This window comes from Psychromonas sp. SP041 (assembly GCF_000470315.2).
In the GTDB taxonomy this organism is placed as follows: domain Bacteria; phylum Pseudomonadota; class Gammaproteobacteria; order Enterobacterales; family Psychromonadaceae; genus Psychromonas.
Map to the genome: position 1 here is coordinate 1 of NZ_CBRF02000053.1, position 25,740 is coordinate 25,740.

22 protein-coding genes and 1 other annotated feature are annotated in these 25,740 nt (G+C 35.3%); of the genes, 9 read left to right on the plus strand and 13 right to left on the minus strand.

The features are described 5' to 3' along the window. Positions 1-241: 241 nt before the first annotated feature. From SP041_RS19395 to htpX, 5 genes are all read right to left on the minus strand, one after another. The gene (locus tag SP041_RS19395) at positions 242-4,174 is read right to left on the minus strand and encodes a translocation/assembly module TamB domain-containing protein (protein WP_025564590.1); all 3,933 of its coding nucleotides are present in this window, start codon (positions 4,172-4,174) and stop codon (positions 242-244) included. Beyond that, positions 4,171-5,889, minus strand: a complete 1,719-nt coding sequence (locus SP041_RS19400) for an autotransporter assembly complex family protein (RefSeq protein WP_025564591.1) — start codon at positions 5,887-5,889, stop codon at positions 4,171-4,173. Before SP041_RS19400 ends, SP041_RS19395 begins: the two co-directional genes overlap by 4 nt. Positions 5,890-5,910: 21 nt before the next feature. Beyond that, a complete protein-coding gene (locus SP041_RS19405) occupies positions 5,911-8,388 on the minus strand; it encodes an EAL domain-containing protein (protein ID WP_025564592.1) in 2,478 nt (825 codons plus the stop codon). Then, a complete protein-coding gene (locus tag SP041_RS19410; protein ID WP_081695384.1) occupies positions 8,381-9,358 on the minus strand; it encodes an ABC transporter substrate-binding protein in 978 nt (325 codons plus the stop codon). The genes SP041_RS19405 and SP041_RS19410 overlap by 8 nt, the downstream gene beginning before the upstream one ends. A 125-nt stretch (positions 9,359-9,483) precedes the next feature. Continuing rightward, positions 9,484-10,359 (minus strand): protease HtpX, encoded by an 876-nt coding sequence (gene htpX, locus SP041_RS19415; RefSeq protein WP_025564594.1) that lies wholly within the window; start codon positions 10,357-10,359, stop codon positions 9,484-9,486. 164 nt (positions 10,360-10,523) lie between these two features. On the opposite strand from htpX, the gene SP041_RS19420 reads away from it, so the two are divergent. Then, complete coding sequence (locus tag SP041_RS19420; RefSeq protein WP_025564595.1) at positions 10,524-10,805, plus strand: peptidylprolyl isomerase; 282 nt, start codon at positions 10,524-10,526, stop codon at positions 10,803-10,805. A gap of 112 nt (positions 10,806-10,917) precedes the next feature. On the opposite strand, the gene SP041_RS19425 is transcribed toward SP041_RS19420, so the two are convergent. The 6 genes from SP041_RS19425 to SP041_RS19450 all read right to left on the minus strand — a co-directional run bounded on the left by SP041_RS19425 (position 10,918) and on the right by SP041_RS19450 (position 17,061). Beyond that, positions 10,918-11,472, minus strand: a complete 555-nt coding sequence (locus tag SP041_RS19425) for a cell division protein ZapC domain-containing protein (protein WP_025564596.1) — start codon at positions 11,470-11,472, stop codon at positions 10,918-10,920. 130 nt (positions 11,473-11,602) lie between these two features. Beyond that, on the minus strand, positions 11,603-12,613 hold the full coding sequence (gene pyrD, locus SP041_RS19430) for a quinone-dependent dihydroorotate dehydrogenase (protein WP_025564597.1): 1,011 nt from the start codon (positions 12,611-12,613) through the stop codon (positions 11,603-11,605). Between the two features lie 487 nt (positions 12,614-13,100). Beyond that, positions 13,101-13,907 (minus strand): hypothetical protein, encoded by an 807-nt coding sequence (locus SP041_RS19435; RefSeq protein ID WP_025564598.1) that lies wholly within the window; start codon positions 13,905-13,907, stop codon positions 13,101-13,103. Between the two features lie 60 nt (positions 13,908-13,967). Then, positions 13,968-14,270 carry a hypothetical protein gene (locus SP041_RS19440; RefSeq protein ID WP_025564599.1) on the minus strand — a complete coding sequence of 101 codons (303 nt, stop codon included), beginning with the start codon at positions 14,268-14,270 and terminating at the stop codon, positions 13,968-13,970. A 53-nt stretch (positions 14,271-14,323) separates the two neighbouring features. After that, a complete protein-coding gene (gene tsaB, locus SP041_RS19445; protein WP_025564600.1) occupies positions 14,324-15,043 on the minus strand; it encodes a tRNA (adenosine(37)-N6)-threonylcarbamoyltransferase complex dimerization subunit type 1 TsaB in 720 nt (239 codons plus the stop codon). A 95-nt stretch (positions 15,044-15,138) separates the two neighbouring features. After that, entirely contained in the window at positions 15,139-17,061 is a 1,923-nt protein-coding gene (locus tag SP041_RS19450; protein WP_025564601.1) for an ATP-dependent DNA helicase, read from the minus strand. Between the two features lie 264 nt (positions 17,062-17,325). On the opposite strand from SP041_RS19450, the gene SP041_RS19455 reads away from it, so the two are divergent. Next, complete coding sequence (locus tag SP041_RS19455) at positions 17,326-17,727, plus strand: nitrous oxide-stimulated promoter family protein (RefSeq protein WP_025564602.1); 402 nt, start codon at positions 17,326-17,328, stop codon at positions 17,725-17,727. On the opposite strand, the gene SP041_RS19460 is transcribed toward SP041_RS19455, so the two are convergent. Further along, a complete protein-coding gene (locus tag SP041_RS19460; protein WP_025564603.1) occupies positions 17,720-17,980 on the minus strand; it encodes a hypothetical protein in 261 nt (86 codons plus the stop codon). The two genes, SP041_RS19455 and SP041_RS19460, sit on opposite strands and share 8 nt — an antisense overlap. Positions 17,981-18,189: 209 nt before the next feature. On the opposite strand from SP041_RS19460, the gene SP041_RS19465 reads away from it, so the two are divergent. The 7 genes from SP041_RS19465 to hisA all read left to right on the plus strand — a co-directional run bounded on the left by SP041_RS19465 (position 18,190) and on the right by hisA (position 24,592). After that, positions 18,190-18,357, plus strand: a complete 168-nt coding sequence (locus SP041_RS19465; RefSeq protein ID WP_081695385.1) for a DUF2986 domain-containing protein — start codon at positions 18,190-18,192, stop codon at positions 18,355-18,357. 288 nt (positions 18,358-18,645) lie between these two features. Then, positions 18,646-18,764, plus strand: a sequence feature (His leader region). A gap of 22 nt (positions 18,765-18,786) precedes the next feature. Continuing rightward, positions 18,787-19,683 carry an ATP phosphoribosyltransferase gene (hisG, locus tag SP041_RS19470; protein WP_025564604.1) on the plus strand — a complete coding sequence of 299 codons (897 nt, stop codon included), beginning with the start codon at positions 18,787-18,789 and terminating at the stop codon, positions 19,681-19,683. A gap of 14 nt (positions 19,684-19,697) precedes the next feature. Further along, on the plus strand, positions 19,698-21,002 hold the full coding sequence (gene hisD / locus SP041_RS19475; protein WP_025564605.1) for a histidinol dehydrogenase: 1,305 nt from the start codon (positions 19,698-19,700) through the stop codon (positions 21,000-21,002). Between the two features lie 77 nt (positions 21,003-21,079). Continuing rightward, on the plus strand, positions 21,080-22,150 hold the full coding sequence (gene hisC, locus SP041_RS19480; protein WP_025564606.1) for a histidinol-phosphate transaminase: 1,071 nt from the start codon (positions 21,080-21,082) through the stop codon (positions 22,148-22,150). A gap of 9 nt (positions 22,151-22,159) precedes the next feature. Further along, positions 22,160-23,230: a bifunctional histidinol-phosphatase/imidazoleglycerol-phosphate dehydratase HisB gene (hisB, locus tag SP041_RS19485; RefSeq protein ID WP_025564607.1), complete on the plus strand. Its 1,071-nt coding sequence runs from the start codon at positions 22,160-22,162 to the stop codon at positions 23,228-23,230. After that, on the plus strand, positions 23,227-23,850 hold the full coding sequence (hisH, locus tag SP041_RS19490; protein WP_025564608.1) for an imidazole glycerol phosphate synthase subunit HisH: 624 nt from the start codon (positions 23,227-23,229) through the stop codon (positions 23,848-23,850). The genes hisB and hisH overlap by 4 nt, the downstream gene beginning before the upstream one ends. A 4-nt stretch (positions 23,851-23,854) precedes the next feature. Then, on the plus strand, positions 23,855-24,592 hold the full coding sequence (gene hisA / locus SP041_RS19495) for a 1-(5-phosphoribosyl)-5-[(5-phosphoribosylamino)methylideneamino]imidazole-4-carboxamide isomerase (RefSeq protein WP_025564609.1): 738 nt from the start codon (positions 23,855-23,857) through the stop codon (positions 24,590-24,592). Positions 24,593-24,698: 106 nt separating this feature from the next. On the opposite strand, the gene msrA is transcribed toward hisA, so the two are convergent. Then, positions 24,699-25,199 carry a peptide-methionine (S)-S-oxide reductase MsrA gene (msrA, locus tag SP041_RS19500; RefSeq protein WP_025564610.1) on the minus strand — a complete coding sequence of 167 codons (501 nt, stop codon included), beginning with the start codon at positions 25,197-25,199 and terminating at the stop codon, positions 24,699-24,701. Positions 25,200-25,740 lie beyond the last annotated feature (541 nt).

The window sequence follows — 25,740 nt, forward strand, 5'->3', positions numbered from 1 at the left end:
TCACAGACATGACTGAATTCGATGATAACAGGAGCAACGTAAACACGAGACTGTTTAGATATATCAATTGGAATAGACAGATATGTAATGTATTTTTTTTTTTTCAAGCAAAAGACGGCATACGAAATTCGCCTTAGTCTCGTGGGCTCGGAGATGTTTATAAGAAACAGAAGTAATAGAGGTGAAAAACCTCATAAAAGAAAATAGAATTACTTTTATGAGGCAGAAAATAACGAAACTATTAATCCCAATCCCATTCGTAATAAGCATCAACTGCTTGGTATAATCCGCTTGATGCTTCTATGTAGAATTGTTTAAACAATTCATAACGAATAGCAAAAATGGTAAATGAATCAAACACCCCAACGCCATAACTTACTTCAACGCCAGGCGCTATTTTTCCTTTAATACCTACAGATTGTTCACTACCTTGGCCACTTGATGTTAAAGACAAATCTTTAATTCCTACTTTGTCTCCAATATTATTTATGACACCATCTGTCTGCCCTGCTCCTAAATCTATTAAAATTGCAGCCAGTTGGCTAGAGTTACCATCACCAGTACCATTTTCAATTGAATATCCACGGGTAATATACGAAAGTGCATTCTGCTGTGACATTGCAGGATCTGAGAATATAGTGAGCTGTATTTGATCTGGTGTGCCTGTTACACGTACACCAGCCGTTACATTATCTTCAATATCCGTTGGATCTCGTATTGCTTCAATATTCAAATATGGGGCATCGGCTTGGCCTTGGAAGATAATTCGGCTATTTTGTAAAACTAATTCTTGAGATAAAGCACGATAGCTACCTTCAGAAAAAGATAATTCCCCATTAACGGTTAGTTCTTTAGTTAATTCTTTTCTTACTAATAAATCTCCATTGATATAAGAATCTAACCCTATTGCTTTAATATGTAACTTATCACCTAAAGATACTTTTACATTCATCTTCATTGGTAAATCAGCACTATCGGTTTGCTTCTCCGCATCGACTACAATGACATCTTTTGAAACATTAACCGCACCTGCCGGTAACTCTTTAACAGTAATATTACCTTTATCAACTTTTATAACACCTTCAATACTAATGTGTTTATCGTAAATTAAGTCTATATTGGGGCTAAGATAAAGCTCTATTTTACCGTAATCCTCAATGCGCATTTGATCTGCTTGAAGGTGTATTTTAGCTTTAAGTTCATCTACCCAATCGATCAAACCACTAATATCAACTCGTCCTTCAGTTTCTACTAGTTCTTTATTTTCATTCGCTAAATTGGCGATACGTTGTGGAATACTCACCGTACTAATCGCAGTATTTTTAAGTGAGATTAATTTATCTATAAATGATTTTCGTTTTTTCTTTGTCTCTTTTTTACTGTTAGTAAAGAAAAAACCATTAACGGTTGCTGTGTTATTAACGATACTAATTTCAGTATTCAAATCAGAAATTTGGACTGGTGAACTTGGTGCTTTCATTGAAACATCTGTAATCACTACTTGTCCTTTAACAGATGGTTTATCAAGTTGCCCACTAATACCCAAATCTGCTTTAAGGTAACCTGCTAACTTATCTACTTGAGGAATAAGGGCTGAAAAAGCATCAAAATTTGGTAATGATAAATCTAGATTTGCCTCAATTTCTGGTGTCGCTTCATAGGGTTTTATCTGCCCTTTTAAATTGGCATTTAATAAACCATCTGATACGGCTTTTAAAATGAAATTAGCTTTTTCTTGATCTGTTTGCATTTCAATATGGAATGCTTCAACTGGATAATTTATCGGTTTTTGGGCATTCTCATCTGCCATTATATTAAGAGCAATGTTTTTGCCATCTACCGTGAGATCAATACTTGGTTTTTTATTTTTCGTCCATGCCATTTTAATATCAGCATCTAAAGCGCCTTCTAGTGAAAGTGTTTTAGGAATAAATGGCGATAGTGTGGCAATTAAAAAATCGTTAACGTTAATGTTAATATTGCCATTATCACCAGCATTGAATTTATTAATACAAAGTTGACCATTCTTGGCATTATTATCGTTAGTCACTGACCAACAATGTTCCGTTAAATTGATTGCTTCTTTTTCCATTGTCACCGTGAAAGGCTTTTCTAAAACGAGTAATCCCTGCGTTGTTTTTATTAAGCCTTCATTGAGTTTTGCTTGCCAGCTTTTTAATTCTTGAGTAAATAATATGTCTAAATCACTATTGGCTACATCACTTTTCAATGCAATATTAACGTTATGTTCTACTTTTTTAGTTGATACATTTTCTGGATTGATAGAGACGGATAAAGATTCAATTTTTTGTTTATTAGCGACTATGTTTTTAGCATCAACATTTAAATCTGCAAAAGGAATATCAGCAATAGTTGCTTTTCCATTTAAATTTAAACGCTCAATACTGTTTTCTAAGTAACTAATATTAGAAGCCTCTAAACTAGTATTAACTTGCATCTTTTCTAAACTGCCAGCTAGCGTTACTTTACCGATAATTTTGCCCCTCGTTTCTACGACAATTCTACTTAAATCTTGAATATTTAAATCTAAAACCAGATCATTTTTTTCAGCTACTTTTCCGTTAACTTTAACAATATTTTCACCATTAATGATGTTGAGATTGTTTACGTTAAACCCTACTTTTTCATCTCCATTAACGACTCCGTTAACCGTTAATGGCTTATTTAAAAATGAGCCTTTTAAATCAATGACAGGGAAACTAAATGTCCATGCAGGTTTACTACTATCATTTAATGGGACAGTAACTGATTGTTTAATGTGTCCATTAAGTGTTGCAGGGTAAGTATCACTAAGTTCTTTGAAGTTGATATTATTAATATTTAAATCACCTAACCAAGTAATGTTTTTTACCCAATTAAGTTTTCCTGCTAATAATATTTTACCTTGCAGTGTGTTAATTAATAGTTGTTTTAATGCCATAGACTGAAGATCACCCTGCCCTTGAAGACTTATATCTCCTGCAGGTAATTCAGGTAATGCATAATGAGTTTGAATATCTAACGTATAATTATTAAGATCTCCACTACTCGATACGTTACCTTTACTTGTTGTTACTTGTTCAGGACCGGTTAAAGGCCAAGTAAATTTGTCCCATTGAATAGTTAATTGATGTGGTAAATTCTCACTATAGAGATCAATTTTATTATTAATCTTGGCATTAATTAAATGACTTAATGTAATTTCAGAATGTAAGTCAGCTAAATCACCTTTACTTATTAATTTTATTTTTTGACCTTTTAATAAAGTGCTAGGTGCTAACTCTTTAACTTCTTTTACATTAACAACGACTTCCATATCCATTGGATAACGTTTGCTTAAATCAATATTACCTTTTATGTCTACATTGGCTTCGGGCATATCTAATTCAAAGTTATTAATTTTCACTTCTGAACCAATAAAGGTAAACTTACTTTTTAAGTCGTTAATAACACTAACATTTTCTTTGTTTTGAATTAGTTTAAAATCATTGATATTTAATTTATTTGCAATTAAATTAAATGGTAATACGACTTCAGGTAAGGTTTGATCCGTTAAAATTGCAGGAAAAGATGTGATCGCGCTGTTAAGTTTAGGCGTTGTTTTTTGTACCGTCGTAGGTTGATCTTTAATATCTGCTAATACAACCGTCAATCCACTTATGCTCGTATTTAACGTTAAATCGTTACCTTCTCCATCAGCAGAGAGTAATAGTTTTTTTAAATCAATATCAATACCCGCAACATTGACATGTGTGTTATTAATATCAAGGTGTCTAATATGTACCGGCAGTGGAAACTCTAATATAAAAGGTTCACCTTCCACCTCCTCTGCTGGTTCATCACTTTGAGGAATATGAATATTCGCATTGTTAACGGTTAGAGAATCAAGGCAGAATTCTTCTACTATACAGCCCCAGTCAAATTCATAACTAACATTGTTAAGCTCAACTAATGTATCTCCATCTTGCCAACGAATATTTTCATATACCGGAGAATAAAATAGACTACCTTCCGTTAAAGTAATGCTTAAGCGGGGTTCAATTTTATCTAATGCACTAATAATAAGTGAATTGCCCGTATGGGTATTCGTTAACCAAAGAATTAATACGACGATAACAAAAATAACAAACAATAAACGCTTTGTAAATTTAGCGAATGATACAAAAAACCTCATAATTCAGGCCCAATCATTAAATGAATTTTATAGGAATCACCGGTATCTGTTAATGGTTTTGCAACATAAAAACGGATGGGACCCACAGGAGAAGCCCATACAATACCTGCTCCAGTACTCATTGATAAATCTTCTGAAAAATCATCAGTGGCTGTACCTACATCAGAAAAAACAGCAAACTTCCAATTTTGTGTAATAGGATAACGATATTCTAAACTTGTTGTAGCAAGATACTTACCGCCGATCAAATCATCGATAGAATCTCTGGGAGCAACCTCTTCAAAATCATAACCACGAATACTTTGATCACCACCAGTAAAAAATCGCATAGAAGACGGGACATTAGTGATAGAGTCAGCAAAGATAGCCCCTGCTTCTGCTGATGCAACAAATTGATGTTCATTATAAGTTCGAATTATCTTACCTTGGGCGTAAATTTTGACGACATCATCTGTTGAAAACAAACCTTCATTAGCAAACTCGGCATAAACTAGCTGTTTATCACCCCAATCAACATTGATGCCACCTCGACTTCGAGTTCTGCTAAAACTGATGCCCGGCAATATTAAAGCAGTCGAGAATACTTGTTGTCCTTGAACACCTGACTCTTTATCGTAACGAATATAAATAGTACGTAACCAGTTACTATCTAATAACCAATGACGATTAAAACTTAAAACATATTGATCTGTATCGGTGTCGTTTTGGTCAAGCATTTTATAACCACCTTGAATCGAAAAGTAGTTATTAATAGGATCTTCAATGGGGATTTTATAAGTAATTGAAGCTTCTTGTTTTGGAACCGAGGCTATGATATTAGCATCTATGGAATGACCATATTGATTTACCCATGGTCTAAACCAACGAAATTTGCCTCGAATACCTTCATCAGTACTAAATCCTAAGCCGGTATTAAATGAGTCTTCAGGACGCATGTAAGTGATAACATGTAATGGAATTAATCGACCTTGTTGTTTCTCCATATTCGGTAAAATAGTAATACTTTTAAAATAACCGGTTTGATTTAAACTTTGGTTAAATGCATTTAATGTTGCCGTATCAAATGGATCGTTAATTTTAAAATTAAGCAATGAGCGAATATATTTTTCAGCAGGCGTATCTATATCAAATATGAGTTCACCAAACTGATAACGGATCCCACTATCAAACCATAGATGGATAACCGCAGTATTATCTTTTTGTGTCACTTCCACAGATGATTTTGTATAAGCTGAATCGAAGTAACCATAACGTTGCGCTAAGCTTTTAAAACGATTTTTTGCAGACTCATATTCGCCATGATCTAAATGTTGCCCTTCTTTAAGAGGGAAATCTAATAATAATTGCTGAAAATCACGATTATTTAACGCTTCGCCTGTTAATTTTAAATCAACTTCTGTGATGGTTGTTCTTAATCCCAAATCAACATCTAACGTCACTGTTTGATTATTTTCTTCACCACTAACTGAGCTAGTTATTTGAGATTGATAAAATCCTAAAGCGACTAAGCTTTCTTTACCTGTTATGACCACTTCATTTAAATAGCTTTCATTATCTGCGTTATCAGGTGCTGATAGTCCACTTAAATAAACATTTATGTTGCCAATAACTTTTTCATTATCTGTCCCTTTCACTTTATAACTAACGGCAGCCGCAATATTAAAGGAGGTACAGGTAAGCGCACAGTAAATACAAAATTGATAAAGTTTATTCATTAACTCTCTAACTTTTCTGGTTTAAAGGTTTTCGTTTATAATAGTATGTCTAAAATCACTAGCCGAAGCTGGTGTTCCAATAAAGTTTCCTTGAAATTGGTTACACCCTTTATAAATCAATAGATTAAGTTCATCTGCATTTTCAATACCTTCAGCAACAATATCTAAATTAAGTGATTTACCCATATTAATAATCGCACTTACAATAACTTGTTGATTCTCTTGTTGTAATAAATTTACAATAAAAGACTGATCGATTTTTAATGTAGAAATAGGTAATACGCTGAGGTATGAAAATGAAGAATATCCAGTACCAAAATCATCAATAGCAAATCTAAACCCAAGTTTACGCATTTCATTTAATTTGTTAATAACTAACTCAGTGTGTGAAACTAATACTGTTTCACTGATCTCTAATTCTATTAAGTTTGCATCAATACCTGTTTCTAATAAATACTTATTTAATGAAGCAAGGAAGTCTTGTTGTAATAATTGCTTTGGACTAACATTCATCGATAAAGTTTTAAAATGTTTTGGCAATCCTTTTTTAATCCAGCCTTGAAGCTCTAAAAAGGTATTACGGATAACCCAATCTCCAAGTGGAATAATTAAGCCTGACTCTTCAGCGACAGGCATAAAGTCAGTTGGATTGACCCACCCTTGTTCAGAATCATACCAACGAACAAATGCCTCTACACCAACTAAGTTACCAAACACATCTACGCGTTGTTGATAAAACAATGAAAATGCTTGTTGATCGAGTGCCTTTCTTATTTGCGTTCGTAAACTGTGTTTAAGGTGTATTTTATCTTCGATTGCCTTTGAGAAAAAACTAATATTACCAAACTGACTGTCTTCTGCTTTGTCCATTGCAATAGCAGACTCTTTTAATAACTTATCAGCTTTACTTTCATTATCAGGAAATAAACTGATGCCATAAACAAAGTTTAATATTAATTCTTCATCCTCTATTTTAATAGGCAAGGCCAATACTAAATCTAATTTTTTAGTAAATATTAATGCTAATTCAGCTGCTTGTTCAGGTGATGAATGAAGATCAGGTAAAACAATGGCAAATTCAGCTTCTTTAATATGACAAATAAAATCAGGACTGAGCTTATTTTTTTCTAATCTATGAACAATGGTATGAAGGACCTCTTTGCTATAACTCGCCCCTTTAGATTCATTAAAGGTTTGGTACTGTTTACATTTAAAGGTTATAAAAGCACCTTGCAAGCTTTTACTTTGTAGACGAATTATTTCTTGTGCTATATGTGATTGTAATTGCAATTGGTTAGGTAATGTTGTCTCGTTATCAAGTTGCACTTCATTTTTAGTTTGCTCATGTGAACTTTTATAAGCAGAAACATCTGTCATTGTGCCTATAACCCGTAATGGATTACCTTCTGTATCCCAAGAAACCGCTTGGCCTCGCGTTAGGACCCAAAGGTATTCATCATTACTGCACTTTAATCTATGTGTGCTTTCAAAAAAAGAATTTCTGCCAGAGAAGTGAGCACCTAAATCATCGGTAACTTGAAATACATCATCAGGATGAATTCGATTTTCCCATTCGAGTATGTCCTTGCTAATATTTTCTTGTTCGAAACCAAGTATTTCTTTCCAGCGATTGGAATAATAAACTTTACCAATATTAACATCCCAATCCCATACACCATCTCTTGCTGCATTAATGGCATATAACCAACGTTCTTCACTTGCTGCTAATTGATTAATATTATTTGAAACATCGACAATTAAATTACTAAATGCTCGCTGTAATAAACCAACCTCACCTAAACCTGTATCCTGTATTGTAGGTTGATTAGTGATATCGGTAATATTGACAGACTGAGCGAGACGTTTTAATGGTAAAACTAATAAACGATTAATAAAGTAAACAAATAAAGCAATTGTAAATAATAAAATCAATGAAAAATTAATTAACATAAATAAGCTGTCATGTATTAATTCACTGTAGGCGCTCGTTAAAGAGTAACGAATGAAAATAACACCGTTGAACTTACGGTTGAGACTGTTTCCTTTTGAAATCATTTGCAAAGGTGCATAAACAACAAGCTCTTTACTGTTTTCAAAGTATTTGACAACGATTTCGTTCTGATTGATCACTCTATCTAATATTTGTCCTTCATATCTCTCTAATTGCAATTTAGCGAACATATATTTTTCACGGAAGTTATTACTTAAAACGACTTGCTGATTATTATCAACTACCGCAACGGTTTTAACATTCTCATTTAATGCGGCAGTAGAGACAAAGTCTTGAGCTCTGGCTTTTTCTAAACGCATTAAAGAATTTGATAATGACGTTTGAAGTTGCCCTGCTAACCCTTTTATATCTTGTTCAGACTCATTATAAAGCTCGCGTTGTTTATTGTGATAATCAAGCCAAAAAACACTGCCCTGCAATATAATAAATACAATACATAGTATAGAAGGTAAAAGGATGATTAATGACGTTCGACGAAGTTTATTCATAAATAGCTCGTTCTAAAATACGCGTTGAAATAAGGCTTGATAGATCGGTTTGAATTTGTCCAAGCATCCGTTTTTCACTCATCAATATACTTAATTGCTCTGCCTGTAATTCGATATTTGAAGGTGCGCCTGATAAACGCATTAATGCTTGTTTAGGATTTATAAATTGAGAATTCAATATGGCTTTTTCAAGAAAGTAAGGATAAAGCTGTAAACGAACGGACATACTAGTTAAAGCTTCTGCTGGGTTTTTTTCATAAAAAAGATGAGCACGGTAATACGATCTTAAAAAATGAGCGATTTGTTGTTCTTTTTCTTGGTATAAATCACCTCGAACGACTAATACATTAATAATGGGTAAACCTAGCGCGGATGAATTAATTAATTCTCGAGCACCTAATGCTAACAGTTGCTGTTTCACTGGCTCTCTTACAATTAACGCATCAATATTTCCTTTTAAGTAAGCGTCTTTAACTTCGTTTTGTTTTACTTCATGTAATTGAACAGTTTGATTATTTAAATCAGTTAAGGTGAAAACTTCATCGAGTAACAACGCACCTGATGCTTTATTTTCATAGCCTATAGAGTGCCACTTTAGATCTTCTAATGTTTTAATTTCAGGCTTTGCCATTAACGCATCCCCGCCTTTTGAGCGATCAATGACTGAAATTATTTTTAAATCGATACCTAATGCAACTAATGTTAAGACTTCATCTAATGAAAGAAAGGCAACATCTAATTTAGCGGTTTGAAATGCTTGAATAACACTGGTTGATGAAGTGAGTTCTAGTAGTGAATACTTCTCTTTATCTAGGTAGCCGAGTTCATTTGCTAAAAAAGCAAACTCAAAATTTGGCCAAGGTGCTGCTCCGATAGTTAAAGGTTTTTGATACGGAGTACAACTCATGACAGCTAAAAATAGAGATATTGTCGTAATCGATTTAAGGATTTTATTTATACACAGATTCATAACTTGCTAACATTACAGATATTAATAAGAAGATAATTGATTTTACAGAGTTAGGAAGATAAAAAAATAGCATGTAGGAATATACATGCTATTTTTTAAATTAATGAGAGTTAAAGGTCTTAAATTTATAGCATTTGGCTATTTTGTAAGGCTTTAATACGATCCTCTAATGGCGGATGTGACATAAACAAACTACTTTTCTTTTTACCTGAAATGCCAAATGCCATCAAGCTCCCTTCAAGCTGTGGTTCCGATGTCATTTGTAAACGTCTTAATGCAGCAATCATCTTGTTTTTTCCCACTAACGATGCTGAACCAGAGTCGGCAATAAATTCGCGTTTACGTGAGTAATACATAACGATTGTGCTGGCCAAAATACCAAATACCATTTCTAAAATAAAAACGATAATAAAATAAGAAAAGCCACGTCCAGAGTTATTATTGTTATTACCTCGCATTGCATTATCAATAAATCCGCCAATAACACGCGCTAAGAAAATAACAAACGTATTTACAACACCTTGTATAAGTGCAAGCGTTACCATATCACCATTCGCAATATGGCTCACTTCGTGCGCTAAAACAGCTTCTGCTTCATCTTGTGTCATTTGTTCAAGTAGACCGGTACTGACTGCAACTAATGCACTGTTCTTTTTCATACCCGTTGCAAAGGCATTCATATCTTGAGCCGGGTAGATAGCAACTTCAGGCATTTTGATACCCGCTTTATTTGCCTGTTTTTTTACTGTTTCTAATAACCATCGTTCAGTTGTATTACTTGGAGTGGTTATCACAACTGCACCTGTACTTCTTTTAGCCATCCATTTAGACATTGCTAAAGAGATAAATGAACCACCGAATCCGAAAACAGTCGCAAGTAGTAGTAATCCACCTATGCTATTGGAGTTCATACCAGTGACAGAAAAAACAATACTTAATACAATGCCCAGCACTAAAATAATAGCTAGGTTAGTTAATAGAAATAATGCAATACGTTTCATGTAAACCTCTACTGATAAATAACAATATATCGACATAATATGACATCAAAGCAAAGATGCAAGTAAATAATGAATAAAATTAACGCGTTCAATCACTCTAATTTGCACCCATGATAATCTACCGTTACAATCCATTAAACTTTTTACTATTTAAGGAATTACCAATGGCTTTAGCTCAAGCACGTCATATTTTAGTTAGCTCAGAAGAACAATGTCTTACATTAAAAAACGATATTGAAGCTGGAACTGATTTTGCTTCAGTTGCTAAACAACATTCATCATGTCCGTCTGGCGCACAAGGTGGAGATTTAGGTGAGTTTGGACCTGGAATGATGGTTCCCGAGTTCGACAAAGTGGTTTTTTCTGCACCAATTGGTGAAGTACAAGGCCCTGTAAAAACTCAATTTGGTTACCATTTATTAGAAGTAACTAAACGTAACGATTAATTTTTGTTGCCATAAATAAAAAAACCGCTCAATGAGCGGTTTTTTTATACGTTAAAGATATCAATTTAAATAAATTGTCTTACTTTGAATACTATTTGAAGTGAGTAAAAAATTACCCAGCATTTTGGAAAGAAACCCATTCTTGTGGTTGTACTTGTAAGCACGGTGTTAATTTATCCACTGTCACTTTTATGATTTGGAATTGCTTAAACGTTTTACCATTTGGAAACAAATGGCTTTCGTCAAATAACATACACAAACAAAAATTATCTTGTTGTTCCAGTACCATATATTTTGCAGACTCATGATCACCTGTTGTAATTAATATCCCTAACTCACCATTATCAAATTGCATTTTAGGTTTTTCAGAGGCTTCAAATAACCAACTTTTAGGCATAATTGGCTTATGAAAAATATCAATGGCTAATAAATGTAATATTATTTTACAACGTAATGATTCTTCAAAGTGACTTAGCGGTTCACTTTCAAACAGTTCAATGTAACGAGTCACATCCTCAACGGTAAATGACAGAGTTTGGCTTTCACGTAAACGCAACATATTAGATTCATAGACGATAGGAATAGCCCAATCGAGCCCAGCAACAGATAATTTCCCCTGTTGGTGATCAAAGACCCATTGCCATTCTGCTTTTGGAATAAAATCCATTATTCTTCCTCGTTTAAATCGTTTTATTATTAACGTTTACTTTTAGATTGTTAATTGAACAGTTGTATTTTAAATCTAGGTATTACCATACTTACTACATTAATATCTGTATCCAATACCTTAAAAACTACTAAATATGATTTACGATATCTTTAACTAATGGTGGGCCTTGGTAGATAAAACCAGAGTAAATTTGCACTAAGCTAGCTCCTGCTTCTATTTTCTCTTTCGCTGCAATCACACTGTCGATACCACCGACACCAATGATTGGAATCTCACCTTTTAGATGTTGTGAGAACTTAGCAATAACCGCTGTACTTTTACTTTGTACTGGACGACCACTTAAACCACCTGCCTCAGAAGCATGCGACATACCTTTAATCATTTCACGATCAAGCGTTGTGTTAGTAGCAATTAATCCGTCTATTTTATATTTCAATAAAGATTGAGCAATTGACTCTATCTCTTCATCACTTAAATCCGGAGCCACTTTTAATGCTATTGGTACATACTTTTCATGTTTTTTAGCAAGTGCTTCTTGACGAGCTTTTAATGAAGATAATAAGTCATCTAATGCTTCACCGTACTGTAAAGAACGCAGTCCCGGCGTATTTGGAGATGAAATGTTAACGGCAATATAACCTGCATGTGGGTAAACTTTTTCCATACAAATAATGTAATCTTCTTTACCTTGTTCAACAGGTGTATTGATATTTTTACCAATATTAATGCCGATCACACCTTTAAAATGACTATTTTTTACATTTTCAATTAAATTATCCACACCATCATTATTAAAGCCCATGCGATTAATAATGCCTTCACCTTCTAACACTCGAAATAAACGTGGAGAAGGATTGCCAGGCTGGCCAACAGGCGTAACAGTACCAACTTCAATATGACCAAAGCCCATTGCACCAAAAGCATCTATACATTCAGCATTCTTATCTAAACCTGCAGCCAACCCTAAAGAGTTAGGAAAAGTTAACCCCATCACTTGTACCGGGCGTTGTTGTACTTTTTGGCGGTAAAAAAGGTCTAACACAGTACCGTGAGTTAACTTAAGTTGCTTGATTGAAAGATCGTGCGCTTTTTCTGGATTCATTTTGAATAAAAAACTACGCATAACTCGATATAACATAATAAGGCCTTATTTAAATAGATATTGCAGAATGAAATTTAGACTATTGTATAGAAAAACCGTAAAAATCAATACTGTAATGATAACAAAAGCGACAAAAATCAAGTATATCATTGTCTAACGCTATCGTAATAATACACATCAATAAATAAATGCGTGATGCTACAGGTGTTATCAATTAACAAGTGAAATATAGTGAGGAGAAGTTAACGATTGAGGTAAGACAGGCGCTTTAAATTAAAAGCATAAGGTTATGTTGCTATGGCTAGTCATATACTTTCTTAGATAAGAAGATGAAGGTTGAAAAGTAAATCAACGGTAGTAAAAACGTTAACTTAAAGCTCTGTTAACAGGACCAACTACCTTACGCCTTTCTAATATAAATTGTTTAACACTGATAACCATTATTTTTATTTTACGACGCTATATTATTAAACAATGCTTATTAAATAATATTTATTAAACAATACTTATTAACCTACGCTTATTAATGAATATTCAGTGAAGGGTATTTATGAATACGAACTCGCCATCCTTTTAACCACTGCATTTCATCTCGAGGGGCATTTTTTACTCGCCTAGTGAGCATTTCATCAGCTGCTAAAGCGAAGCTCAATAATATATTGTTTGATTGTTCAGGCATTGCCAATAATACTTGCTTTAAACCCCAGCCATAACCTTGATATTGTTCATTGATCGCAATCCCCTCGCCTTTGAAGTTTACATAGTCTAGTAAGACAAAAATGCCTTCAGGTGTGGACGTTAATGCACTTAAGTTCTTATTGATTTTTATTTTTTGAATTTCATCGCTACTGTCTAAAATGGCAGGTATACCACGCTCTAAGCGTTTAATAATAAATCTAGCTTGTAATCCAATAGTCGAATGAAGCAGTGCTCTTAATTGCTTTAATTGAGTACTTTCAAACGCGTCATAAAACATTTCTCTACTTTTCCATGGCGCAATCTTTGTTTCTATTAACCATTGTGGAACGTCAATATTATTCTCTATCAGATAGCTTAATAACTGAGGAAACTGTTCAATATATGGGCCTTTACTTGATGTTGGATACCAAATGAAATGTCCTATGCCTAAGGATGGAAAATTTTCCTTTTTATTCCATACCGTTAGAAATTCAGTTTTGCCTGCCCCTTCGTTTTGCCAAATAAGGGTCGCGAGTGTATTAGTTTGTTTCTCTGATAGGTTAATGGGATAATTCTGCGCAGAAACATAATTAAAAAGAAGGGAAAATAATAGCGTTGTTATTGAAAGTGTTGAAAAAATAATACGTGACATAGAGAAACCTGAATCATTCAAATGAAGTGAATAGACGTCTAGGAGATTGAAAGGTTCACTTTAAACGACGAAATGAAAACTCATGCTTTCAATTAATTGATCGCGTCTTTCCTGAGTTGCAACTTGTTGATAAGCGTCTAGTGCTCCGCGTCCTTTTGCAGAAGGCTGATCATAACCCAACGTATCATTGATAGACTCTTCTTGCTGCGATGAAAGCACTAAAGAAAATTCAGTGCTATCCGCTTTTTTTGTGACAGGAGAAACTTCGCTAACGTGTGGCGTATTATCATTTTTTTTAACCTGTGACACATTACCCGTATTAATGGGGATATTTGTCATCGATATATTATTATAAATGGCCATTTGTGAGTTGTTTTTTCCTCATCACATATTAATTATGTCTGTATTATAGACAATTATTCTCTACCTGGAAGCTTTTTCCATGTCACTGTGTCACGTAAATAAACAGGTATTGCTAATTCAGGCTCTACTGCTTTATCATTTTCAATTAATAATGATGCTGATTTAAGCATAAATTCGGCACTTGGATAAAGAATATCAGATACAGAACATGTTTGATAAAAAGCTAGTAATTCAGGGTACGCAGCCCAACCAGTACCAACTAGCTGACTATTTTTTTGCATAACGATGCCGTTCTTTTGTTGTTGATCTATTAATTCTTCAGGCTTTATGACAACTTCTTTATCCTGTAAGACCATAACACCATTTTCATTAATATAATGTGCAAAGTAAACTTCTCCCATTCGCGCATCGATAGCAGCATAAACACTATTACATTGCTTATCATGGTGTAATGCTTGTTGTGCCATCGCTTGTAAAGTAGAGATACCTACCATCTTTTTTTCTAAACCAAAGGCTAACCCTTGCGCAATACTGATTCCGATACGAACACCGGTAAAACTTCCAGGACCTTGTCCATAAGCAATCACATCAATATCAGCTAATGATAATTTTGCTTCTTTAACAACGTCATCAACTGTTGGTAGTATTTTCTGTGTATGTTCTCTAGGAGCAAACATAAAACGTTGATAAGTAGTTGCATCTTTTGTTAATAATGCAACTGAACAAGCTTCTGTTGAAGAATCAATGCACAGAATATTTAATGAAGATGACATAAATCGCCTATTTAATGAAAGTGATAAATTTATTAATGATATTGGCTATATTGCAGCTTTTATCAATACTTACTTGAATATTTTATTGGATCTTTTTAATCAATTAAAGTCAGAAAGTCGATAGCTTTATTGAGGTCTCGAGTACGAGGCATGCAAGGTAAACTATTCAGAAACAGATTGCCATATTTACGACTGACTAATCTTGTATCACAGACGATCAAGACACCTTTATCTTGTTCTGCTCGTATTAAACGACCAACACCTTGTTTAAGTGTAATAACCGCTTGAGGTAATTGAACATCAAAAAAGGGATCGCCTCCTTTTAGTTCAGCATCTTCCATTCGTGCTTTTAATAGAGGCTCTTCAGGAGATGCAAAAGGAATTTTATCAATAATCACACAAGATAAGGTTTGACCTCGCACATCGACGCCTTCCCAGAAACTACCTGTTGCCACTAAAAGTGCATTACCATGAGTAATAAATTCGTCTAATAAAGCTTGTTTACTTTTCTCTCCTTGTAAAAGAACAGGTAACGTCAATGATTCCCTAAAAGCTTGTGCGAGTTGATTCATCATCGAATGGCTAGTGCAAAGAAAGAAACACCGGCCTTTGCTCGCTTTTATCACGGGAGATAATGCTTCTACTAATTTAATAGCTAATCCAGGAGTGCCCGGTTCAGGTAATAACCTTGGAACAACAAATAAGCTTTGTTTAGCATAATCAAATGGGCTATTGAGTTGTAAACAATCTGAATTAGTTAAGCCTAATAGCTGTGTAAAATGTTTAAACTCCCCTTTCACTGATAAAGTAGCCGAGGTAAAAATCCAACTTGCTTGTTTTTTCTGACATTCAACTTGGAAACGAGTCGCTACACTGAGTGGTGTGATATTCAATGAAAAATGTTGTTTAGTGCATTCGTACCAATAACTAAAACCACTTTCGTGGACGTTATTTAATCTTTCAAATAATAAGCTGTATTGGCTAATTTTTTCAAAAGCATGATCTAATACTTCACTCTTACCTAATCGCTCTGTTACTACTTGTTTTAGAAATGTCAGTACTTGTCTTAGGCGGGTTACATGCATTTGCATCGCGCGATCTTTGCTTTTATCTCGCCAGCTTCCCGATCCTTTTTCCATCGCAAATGCTAATCTGAAATCTAATGATGCCGCTCTAAGTTGTTCTGCTGCTTTTGCCATTTGTTTAGCTTCTTTTAATTCCGTGCGATACACAAAATCGATTTCTTTGGCTAATTCAGTTAATTGTTTACTTGAAAGCACTTCCCCAAAATATTGGCTCGCGATATCGGGTAATTGATGTGCTTCATCAAATATATAAGTATCGGCTTCTGGAATTAGTTTACCAAAACCAGTTTCTTTAACAGCAAGATCGGCAAAAAATAAATGATGGTTAATGACAATAACATCAGCATCCATGGCTTTATTTCTCGCTTTCACGACAAAACAATCTTCATAACTAGGGCATTCGCGACCTAAGCAATTATCGTTAGTACTAGTAATAGAAGGAATAATCAAAGCATTTTCAGGTAAATTGTCAACTTCTGCGATGTCGCCTGTTGCAGTACTCACTGACCAGTCTTTAATGGTGACTAATTCAGTATGTAAATTAGGTTGTTTAAAGCGGGTTTCTAACATGTAACGATTTAAACGTTCGGTACATAGGTAATTGCTACGCCCCTTCAATAAGGTAGACACCCCTGTAAAGTGAGTGGCTTTAAGTAACAAAGGTAAATCTTTTAAATAGAGTTGTTCTTGAAGTGCTTTACTTCCTGTCGATATAATTAACTTTTGGCCCAAGCTTTTATCTAAATTTAACAACGCAGGTGCTAAATAAGCGAATGTTTTACCCGTGCCCGTCTCTGCTTCAACCACTAATGATGATTTTTTTTTAATGGCTAAGTCAACAGCCTCTGCCATTTTAACCTGTGCTTCTCGTCCTCTAAAATGAGGGATAAGATCTGCAAGTGCGCCTGTCGATGAAAAAAATGAAGCAATCAAGTTAGTGAGCTCTTAAGTTAGATATAAGTTAGGTCATGAGCTTTCAATAAAGCAGTTTGATTTTATAGTGCGTTAAATTTATGCCTAACCCAATCTTTATGACGAATAAATTATGGTTTTCTTTGCGCTACATCAGAAACAATGAAAAATTGAAATGCTATAAATAATCAATATTCTACGTTATTTAACAGAAACAGGACATGGGTTACTTCTATATAAGTGCAGAATTATAAGTGCAGAGTTATTTTAAACAAAGGTATCATTATGGATAACAAACAACCATTATCGCAAAATGAACCCGATTTATTAACGGGTAAATTGGCAGAGGAGTTCAAAACAATAACGTTAATGACAACCTTATACTGTAAAGCGCACCACCAGAAAGGAAATTGCGAAGGTTGCCAAAATTTACTTTCCCATGCTCAACAAAAATTAGACCGTTGTGTTTACGGGCAAGAAAAACCTGCTTGCAAGCTATGCCCCATTCATTGCTATAAACCTCATTATAGAGAACTAACTAAAGTAATTATGCAATATGCGGGTCCAAAGATGCTATTTAAGCACCCTATTTTGACAATTAATCATGTCATTAAAGGGTCAAAAAAGTTTCCTGAAAAGATCCCTGTTGGGTTATCTAATTATCATCAACGTAAAAAAATCAAATAGTGATATCAACATATTTTATTTTAGCTTCACTTTTGGATTCAGTTTTTGTTTTATCTTCTTGCGGTTTATCGCTTTTTACTAAAACAATTGATTTTAAATTATGTACACTTTCTTCAATATCTTCAGGTGAGCTATGGTTATGATCATTAGACTTTTGATACTTAACTAATTTTTGAGTGGTTAATTTATTATTGTTAAATGGCTTGAATAGATACGTTCGATGAATAAAGTCATTGATTAGATGTTGACTCATAATGGGATCCTCTTATATCAAAGTATTCGAACCAAATACCTTATTAATAATTCGCCTTTCATTAACATAGCTTCATTATAGCGGCTTATTACCATCAAACATGTTTATAAAAGCTTATTAATGTACCTTTATTTAACCCTACCTGAAAATCAACTTTGAATTTGAGGCTTTAATCTTTACAATACCCGACATATAAATAAGGGTTTCATATGAATCGTAAAAAGAAAATAAATAGTATCCTGCAAAAACGCCTCAAAAAAATAAATGCCAAGGTTGCACCAGGGTCAAAAGAGAAATATATCTCTAAAGCAGAAAGAGCTAAAATAGCTGAGCAAGAACAACAAGCATTACCAAACGAATCAGCGATAACAGAATAAAAAGCAATATAAAAACGAAACCTTAAAAGAGCCTCTTTTAAGGTTTTTTCTTTTTAGAAAGTTTCAAATAAAAAAATAATTTCAAAAGTGTATTGATTAGTATGACATCACTAATGAATAACTAACTTATATTAAGTAAAACAAAGCATACCTTTGGCTTAATATATTTATACTAAAAACATCTTAGATATATACAAAAAACAGTTCACATTTAAAGTTTAGATTGATACTCTAAACATAATTAAATTATAGAGTATTATTTACCATGAAGAAGATAAGCCTGAAAGCACATTACCATCATCATATTACTTAATCTTTCAGGATGTTTCTTGGAAGAGTTTTTATGTGCTTCCAGTGGTTACCCAAATATAAACCCTCGGAAGTAAATCTCCCGAGGGTTTTTTAGTTTTAAATGCAAGGAAAAGAAGAATGCCAGAACAACGATTAAGAATCGCAATCCAGAAAAAAGGTCGTCTAAGTGATGACACTGTTAAATTATTAAAAGCATGTGGTATTAAAGTAAACTTAAATACACAACGTTTAATTGCACACAGTGACAATATGCCTATTGATATTCTTCGTGTACGCGATGACGATATCCCAGGTTTAGTAATGGATGGCGTTGTAGATTTAGGCTTTATTGGTCAAAACGTGCTTGAAGAAGAAAGCATGATGCGTAAAGTTGCTAATGAACCAACAGCACATAAAGTAGTAAAAGAATTAGCGTTCGGTGAATGTCGTTTCTCACTAGCAGTTGACAATGATTTTGATTACCAAGGTGTGCAATCTTTAGCAAACCTACGCATTGCGACAACTTATGTACATATCCTAAAACGTTTTATGGCTGAAGCTAACGTACCTTATACATCTTGTATGTTAACGGGTTCTGTTGAAGTAGCGCCACGCGCTGGTTTAGCCGATGCAATTTGTGACTTAGTTTCTACAGGTGCAACATTAGAAGCAAACGGTTTGAAAGAAGTTGAAGTTATTTACCGTTCTACTGCTGTATTAATGCAACGTGACAAGCCTTTAACGGGTGATAAACAAGATTTAGTCGACCGTATTCTTACTCGTATTGACGGCGTACAAACAGCGAAAGAATCAAAATACATCATGTTAAACGCACCAAAAGCAAACCTAGCTGCAATCACAGACCTATTACCAGGGTCAGATTTACCAACAGTAATGGATTTGGCGGGTAGTGAAGATCATGTTGCACTCCATGTTGTGAGTAAAGAAAACCTGTTCTGGGAAACAATGGAGCAATTAAAAGCATTAGGTGCAAGTTCAATCCTAGTTTTACCAATTGAAAAAATGATGGAGTAGTCCAGATCATGGGAATGAAAACAGTCAACTGGGAACAATTAACACCTGAACAGCAAACTGAATTGTTGAGTCGCCCTGCAATGGCCGATTCATCAGGTCTTACTGCGACAGTTTCAGAGATTATTACTAATATTCGTGAAAACGGTGATCAAGCATTACTTGAATACACAAAACGTTTTGACAAATTAGACGGTAATAATTTCACGTTAACAAACACAGATATCGAAGCAGCAACAAAACGCCTTGGTTCTGATATAAAAGATGCAATTAAAGTGGCATACGAACAGGTTGTGAAGTTTCATAAAGCACAGCAACAAGATGTTATACGTGTAGAAACAATGCCAGGTGTTGTATGTGAAATGCATACACAAGCAATTGAATCAGTTGGTTTATACATTCCTGGTGGCAGCGCGCCACTACCATCAACGGTGATCATGACGGGTGCACCTGCTCAAATAGCAGGTTGTTCACGTTTAGTGTTATGTTCACCGCCACCACTTGCAGATGAAATTCTATATGCGGCATCACTATGTGGTGTTGATGAGATTTATTCTGTAGGTGGTGCGCAAGCTATTGCAGCTTTAGCTTATGGCACAGAAACAATTAAACCGGTAGATAAAATATTCGGCCCTGGCAATTCATTTGTAACTGAAGCGAAACGCCAAGTTAGTAATGATTTCTCTGGTGCAGCGATTGACATGCCAGCAGGTCCATCAGAAGTATTAGTGATTGCCGACAAAGATGCCGATCCTGCTTTTATTGCTTCAGATTTATTATCCCAAGCTGAACATGGTCATGATTCACAAACAATACTAGTGACACCTTCAGCAGAAGTTGCTGAACAAACAGCCATTGAAATCGCAAGCCAACTTGCTGTGTTAGAACGTCGTGAAATTGCCGAAAAAGCAATCGCAAATAGCGTTAGCATCGTATGTAAAGATATTGATCAAGCAATCATGATCTCAAATCGTTATGCACCAGAGCATTTAATTGTACAAACTGAGCAACCGCGATTGTTACAACCTTTGCTTAAAAATGCAGGCTCTATCTTTTTAGGTGCCTGGACACCTGAATCAGTAGGCGATTACGCAAGTGGAACAAACCACGTGTTACCGACTTACGGTTACACTAAAACCTATTCAAGTTTGGGCTTAGCTGATTTCGTTAAGCGTTACACGGTACAAGAGTTAACGCAGGAAGGATTAAGAAATTTAGCACCTGCAGTGACTTGTCTTGCTGCTGCTGAAGGGTTAACTGCACATAAACGCGCAGTGACTATTCGAATGGAAAAGCTTGAAAGCCTAAATAAAAACAGATAACAAATAGCATTAAACATACGTTCAATAATTGACCTGAGCAAACAATTGCTCAGGCATTCGTTAGGGATGAAACATCGATGAGTAACATCAAAAAGCTTGCTAGGAAAACAGTCCAAGCGTTAACACCTTACCTTTCCGCGCGCCGTATTGGCGGTAACGGAGATGTTTGGTTAAACGCCAATGAAGCCCCCGATTGCAGTATCTATCAACTTGATTCATCAAAACTACACCGTTACCCAGAATTCCAGCCACCTCAAATACTCAATGCCTACGCAACTTATGCTAAATTAAATGCTGATCAAATATTAACCACTCGTGGCGCTGATGAAAGCATCGAAATTTTAATTAGAACATTTTGTGAACCTAGCCTTGATAGTATTTTAATTTGTCCCCCTACTTATGGCATGTATGCAATCAGTGCGGAAACCTGTGGTGTAGCGATTGAAGAAGTCCAGTTACAAGCTAACTTTGATGTAGACTACGAAGCAGTTAAAAAAGCAGTATTAGAGTCTGACGGTAAAATAAAAATCGTCTTCTTATGTGCACCAAATAACCCAACGGGCAACATGCTAGATAAAAACAAGCTTGCTGATCTATTAACAGCAACGGCAGGCAAAGCATTAATTGTTGCCGATGAAGCTTATATCGAATTTTGTCCTGAATTCACGCAAACCGACTTAATTGTTGATCACGAGAACTTAGTGATCACAAGAACCCTTTCAAAAGCCTTTGCATTGGCGTCTATCCGCTGTGGTTTTACGTTAGCGCAATCGTCAGTGATTGAAATGATGAGCAAAGTGATTGCACCTTATCCAGTACCTGCACCTGTTGCACAGATTGCAGAACAAGCATTATCCGCTGATGGATTAGAAGTCATGCGCGACCGTGTTGTTGTGTTAAACAATAACCGACTTGTATTGGCTAATGCGTTGACTAAAATAGACTGTGTTGTCGATATTTTCCCAACAACGGGTAACTTTTTGTTAGTTCGTTTTAAAGATTCAGCTGAAGTGTTTAAAGCCTTTGCTGACGACGGCATTATTATGCGAGATTTTGCAAACAAACCTCGTTTAGAAAATTGCGTTCGTATCACCATTGGTAACAGTGATGAAATGAACAGAACATTAAATACCTTAAACTCACTGTAGGAACCTAAAATGAGCACACAAAAATTTCTATTCATCGATCGAGATGGCACATTAATCGATGAACCTATTAGTGATAAGCAGGTAGATAGCCTTGAGAAGTTGGTTTTTGAACCTTATGTGATCCCAAGTTTATTAGCATTACAAGATGCAGGCTTCACATTAGTGATAGTGTCTAACCAAGATGGTTTAGGCACAGATAGCTACCCACAAAGTGATTTTGATATTCCACAAAACAAAATGATGGAAATCTTTGCGTCACAAGGTGTTAAATTCGAAGAAACTTTATTATGCCCACATTTTACTGAAGACAACTGCAGCTGTCGTAAACCAAACTTAGGTATGGTGAAAGAGTATTTACAGTCTGGTCGAATTGATCACGCAAACTCTTACGTGATTGGTGATCGCCATACCGATATCGGTTTAGCTGAAAACATGGGTATTACAGGCATTCTTTACAATAAAGAAACATTAGGGTGGAAAAAGATTGTTCACCAATTAACAAGCCTAGGCCGTACTGCTTCTGTTACGCGTACTACAAAAGAAACGGACATCAATGTATTTGTTGATTTAGATACGACGGGCGAAAATAAAATTGATACAGGCATGGGATTCTTTGATCACATGTTAGACCAAATCGCTACTCACGGTGGTTTTCAGATGAACGTGAGCGTGAAAGGCGATTTACATATCGATGATCACCACAGCGTTGAAGATACCGCACTAGCACTAGGCGAAGCATTAGATAAAGCCTTAGGTGACAAACGTGGTATTGGCCGTTTTGGTTTTGTATTGCCAATGGACGAAACGAAAGCAAGCTGTACATTAGATTTATCGGGCCGCCCTTTCTTAAAATTCAAAGCAGATTTTCCGCGTGAATTAGTTGGTACTATGTCAACTGAAATGGTTGAACACTTCTTCTACTCATTAGCACAATCAATGCGTGCAACATTACACTTAGAAGTTGAAAACGGTAATGCACACCACATGGTTGAAGGTTTATTTAAAACATTTGGTCGTACATTACGTCAAAGTGTACAAATTATCGGAACGGATCTTCCTTCAAGTAAAGGTGTTTTATGATCGTTATTATTGATACAGGTTGCGCTAACCTATCGTCAGTACGTTTTGCTATTGAACGTTTAGGCTATGAAGTGGTTGTCAGTAAAGATCCTGTCATTCTTCAACAAGCTACTAAATTATTTTTACCAGGTGTTGGCACGGCAAAAGAAGCGATGGCGAACTTGATTGAACGACACTTAGTCGAAGAAATCAAAAAACTAACTCAACCTGTTTTAGGTATTTGCTTAGGTATGCAAATGTTAGCCGAAGGCAGTGAAGAAGTGTTTGCAGAAGAAGCAGCTTCAGACGACGCTGAAAATGAAGTGATTAAAACATTAGGTTTGGTCGATGGGTTTGTTGAGAAAATGGACGTTGCGCCATTACGCTCTCCTCACATGGGATGGAATCAAATTACGCCTAAGTTAGATGAACCTTTATTTAAAGATATTCCTGCAGGCACTTACTTCTATTTTGTACATAGTTACGCATTACCGGTTAACGACAATACAATTGCAAGTTGTGAATACGGTACACCGTTTACGGCTGCCGTCAATAAAGACAACTTTTATGGGGTTCAATTTCACCCTGAGCGCTCAGGTAAAGCTGGCGCGCAATTAATCAAAAATTTTTTGGAGCTTTAATACTATGATTATCCCAGCACTTGATCTAATTGACGGTAAAGTTGTTCGTTTATACCAAGGCGATTACGATCAAAAAACAGTTTACAGCGATGATCCACAAAGCTTATACACCATTTACAATGAACAAGGCGCTAACTGGTTACACCTTGTTGATTTAGATGGTGCAAAAGATATTACTAAACGTCAACTTGGCGTGATTGAAAGTTTAATCAAAAACACCCCTGCTAAAGTACAAGTTGGCGGCGGCGTGCGTACAGAAGCTGACGTAAAAGGTTTATTAGACGCAGGTGCTCACCGTGTTGTTATCGGTTCAACCGCGGTTAAAGAACCTGAAATGGTTGCGGGTTGGATGGAAAAATACGGCCCAGAGCATATCGTGTTAGCGTTAGATATCAATATTGATGCAGATGGTAACAAGATCGTTGCAGTATCTGGTTGGCAAGAAGACAGCGGCCAAACCATTGAGTCGCTATTAGAAATCTATATGAAAGTCGGTTTAAAGCATGTGTTATGTACTGATATTTCTAAAGACGGCACGTTAACGGGTTCTAATGTCGACTTATATAAAGAAATGGTCGTCGCATTTCCAAGCGTTTCTTGGCAAGCATCTGGTGGTATCGGTTCATTAGATGATATTGCTGATGTTGCTCGCTCTGGTGCTCAAGGGATGATTGTAGGACGTGCATTGCTTGAAGGTAAGTTCACAGTGGAAGAAGCGATTAACTGCTGGCAGAATGCTTAATAAGCCTCTTTTAATCTAAAAAGCTTATAACTAAATAATAATTAAATAATAGCGACTGAAGATTTATACGTTCGGTCGCTATTGTTTTAATCAATCGTAGAAAATATTAACTGCTTGACGGTAAAACCCAATCTTTACGTGCAAAATGACAAGTGTAGCCATTAGGTAATCGTTGTAAATAATCTTGATGTTCTGTCTCAGCTTCCCAGAAATCACCAGCCGGCTCTAATTCTGTCACAACTACGCCTGGCCAAATGCCTGATGCATTAACATCTGAAATGGTTCTTATCGACTCTTGTAACTGACTTTCCGAAGTGTAATAAATAGCGGAACGATAAGACGTACCTAGATCATTACCTTGTCTTAACTTGGTAGAAGGATCGTGTATTTGAAAAAAGAACTCAAGTAACTTTCTAAAACTAATCTCTTGATTCTCAAATGTAATTTCAATACCTTCAGCATGTGTTCCGTGGTTTCTATAAGTTGCATTAGCAACATCACCACCGGTATAACCAACTCTAGTGCTTTCTACCCCAGGTAATTTACGGATTAAATCCTGCATTCCCCAAAAACAACCACCTGCTAATACTGCAATTTCTTTACTCATTATAATTCCTCAGTTGTGCTGAATATTATTAAGTTTATGAATATACATAAACTTTAAATTGGATGATACCCGTTACCATCCAAGGTACAAAATTAAGAAAGCGGTGAAGTGAACAGATGCGAGGAAGAAAAAGGAAAATCTAACGGATTAAATCGATACTTTTTTCTAACAACAAAGGTGTTTACTTGATCGTTTTCCCTCACGGTCGTTAGGTTGAAAACCAACGCTGCACTTTTGTGCAACCTTCGATAAGTGCATACCATTGTCATCATGTTGGACCTTGATTTGGAGCTCAAGTTAATGACTGAACAAAGCACTTTGAACGGTAACGGGTATATATCAATAACTAAAATGTGAAGCATAAAAATTAAGTCGTTAGGTATTGCTTTAAATTAAAAATCCGAATCAATATTCCAATGCCGTTCGGTTAAGAGATTTTAGGCTTATATCTTAACGGATATCTAGATGGAATATAGAGCACTGAACGTGAAAACGTTCGGTGTTTTCTTTTTTTGGGTAAAATAAAATGTTTAACATCTTC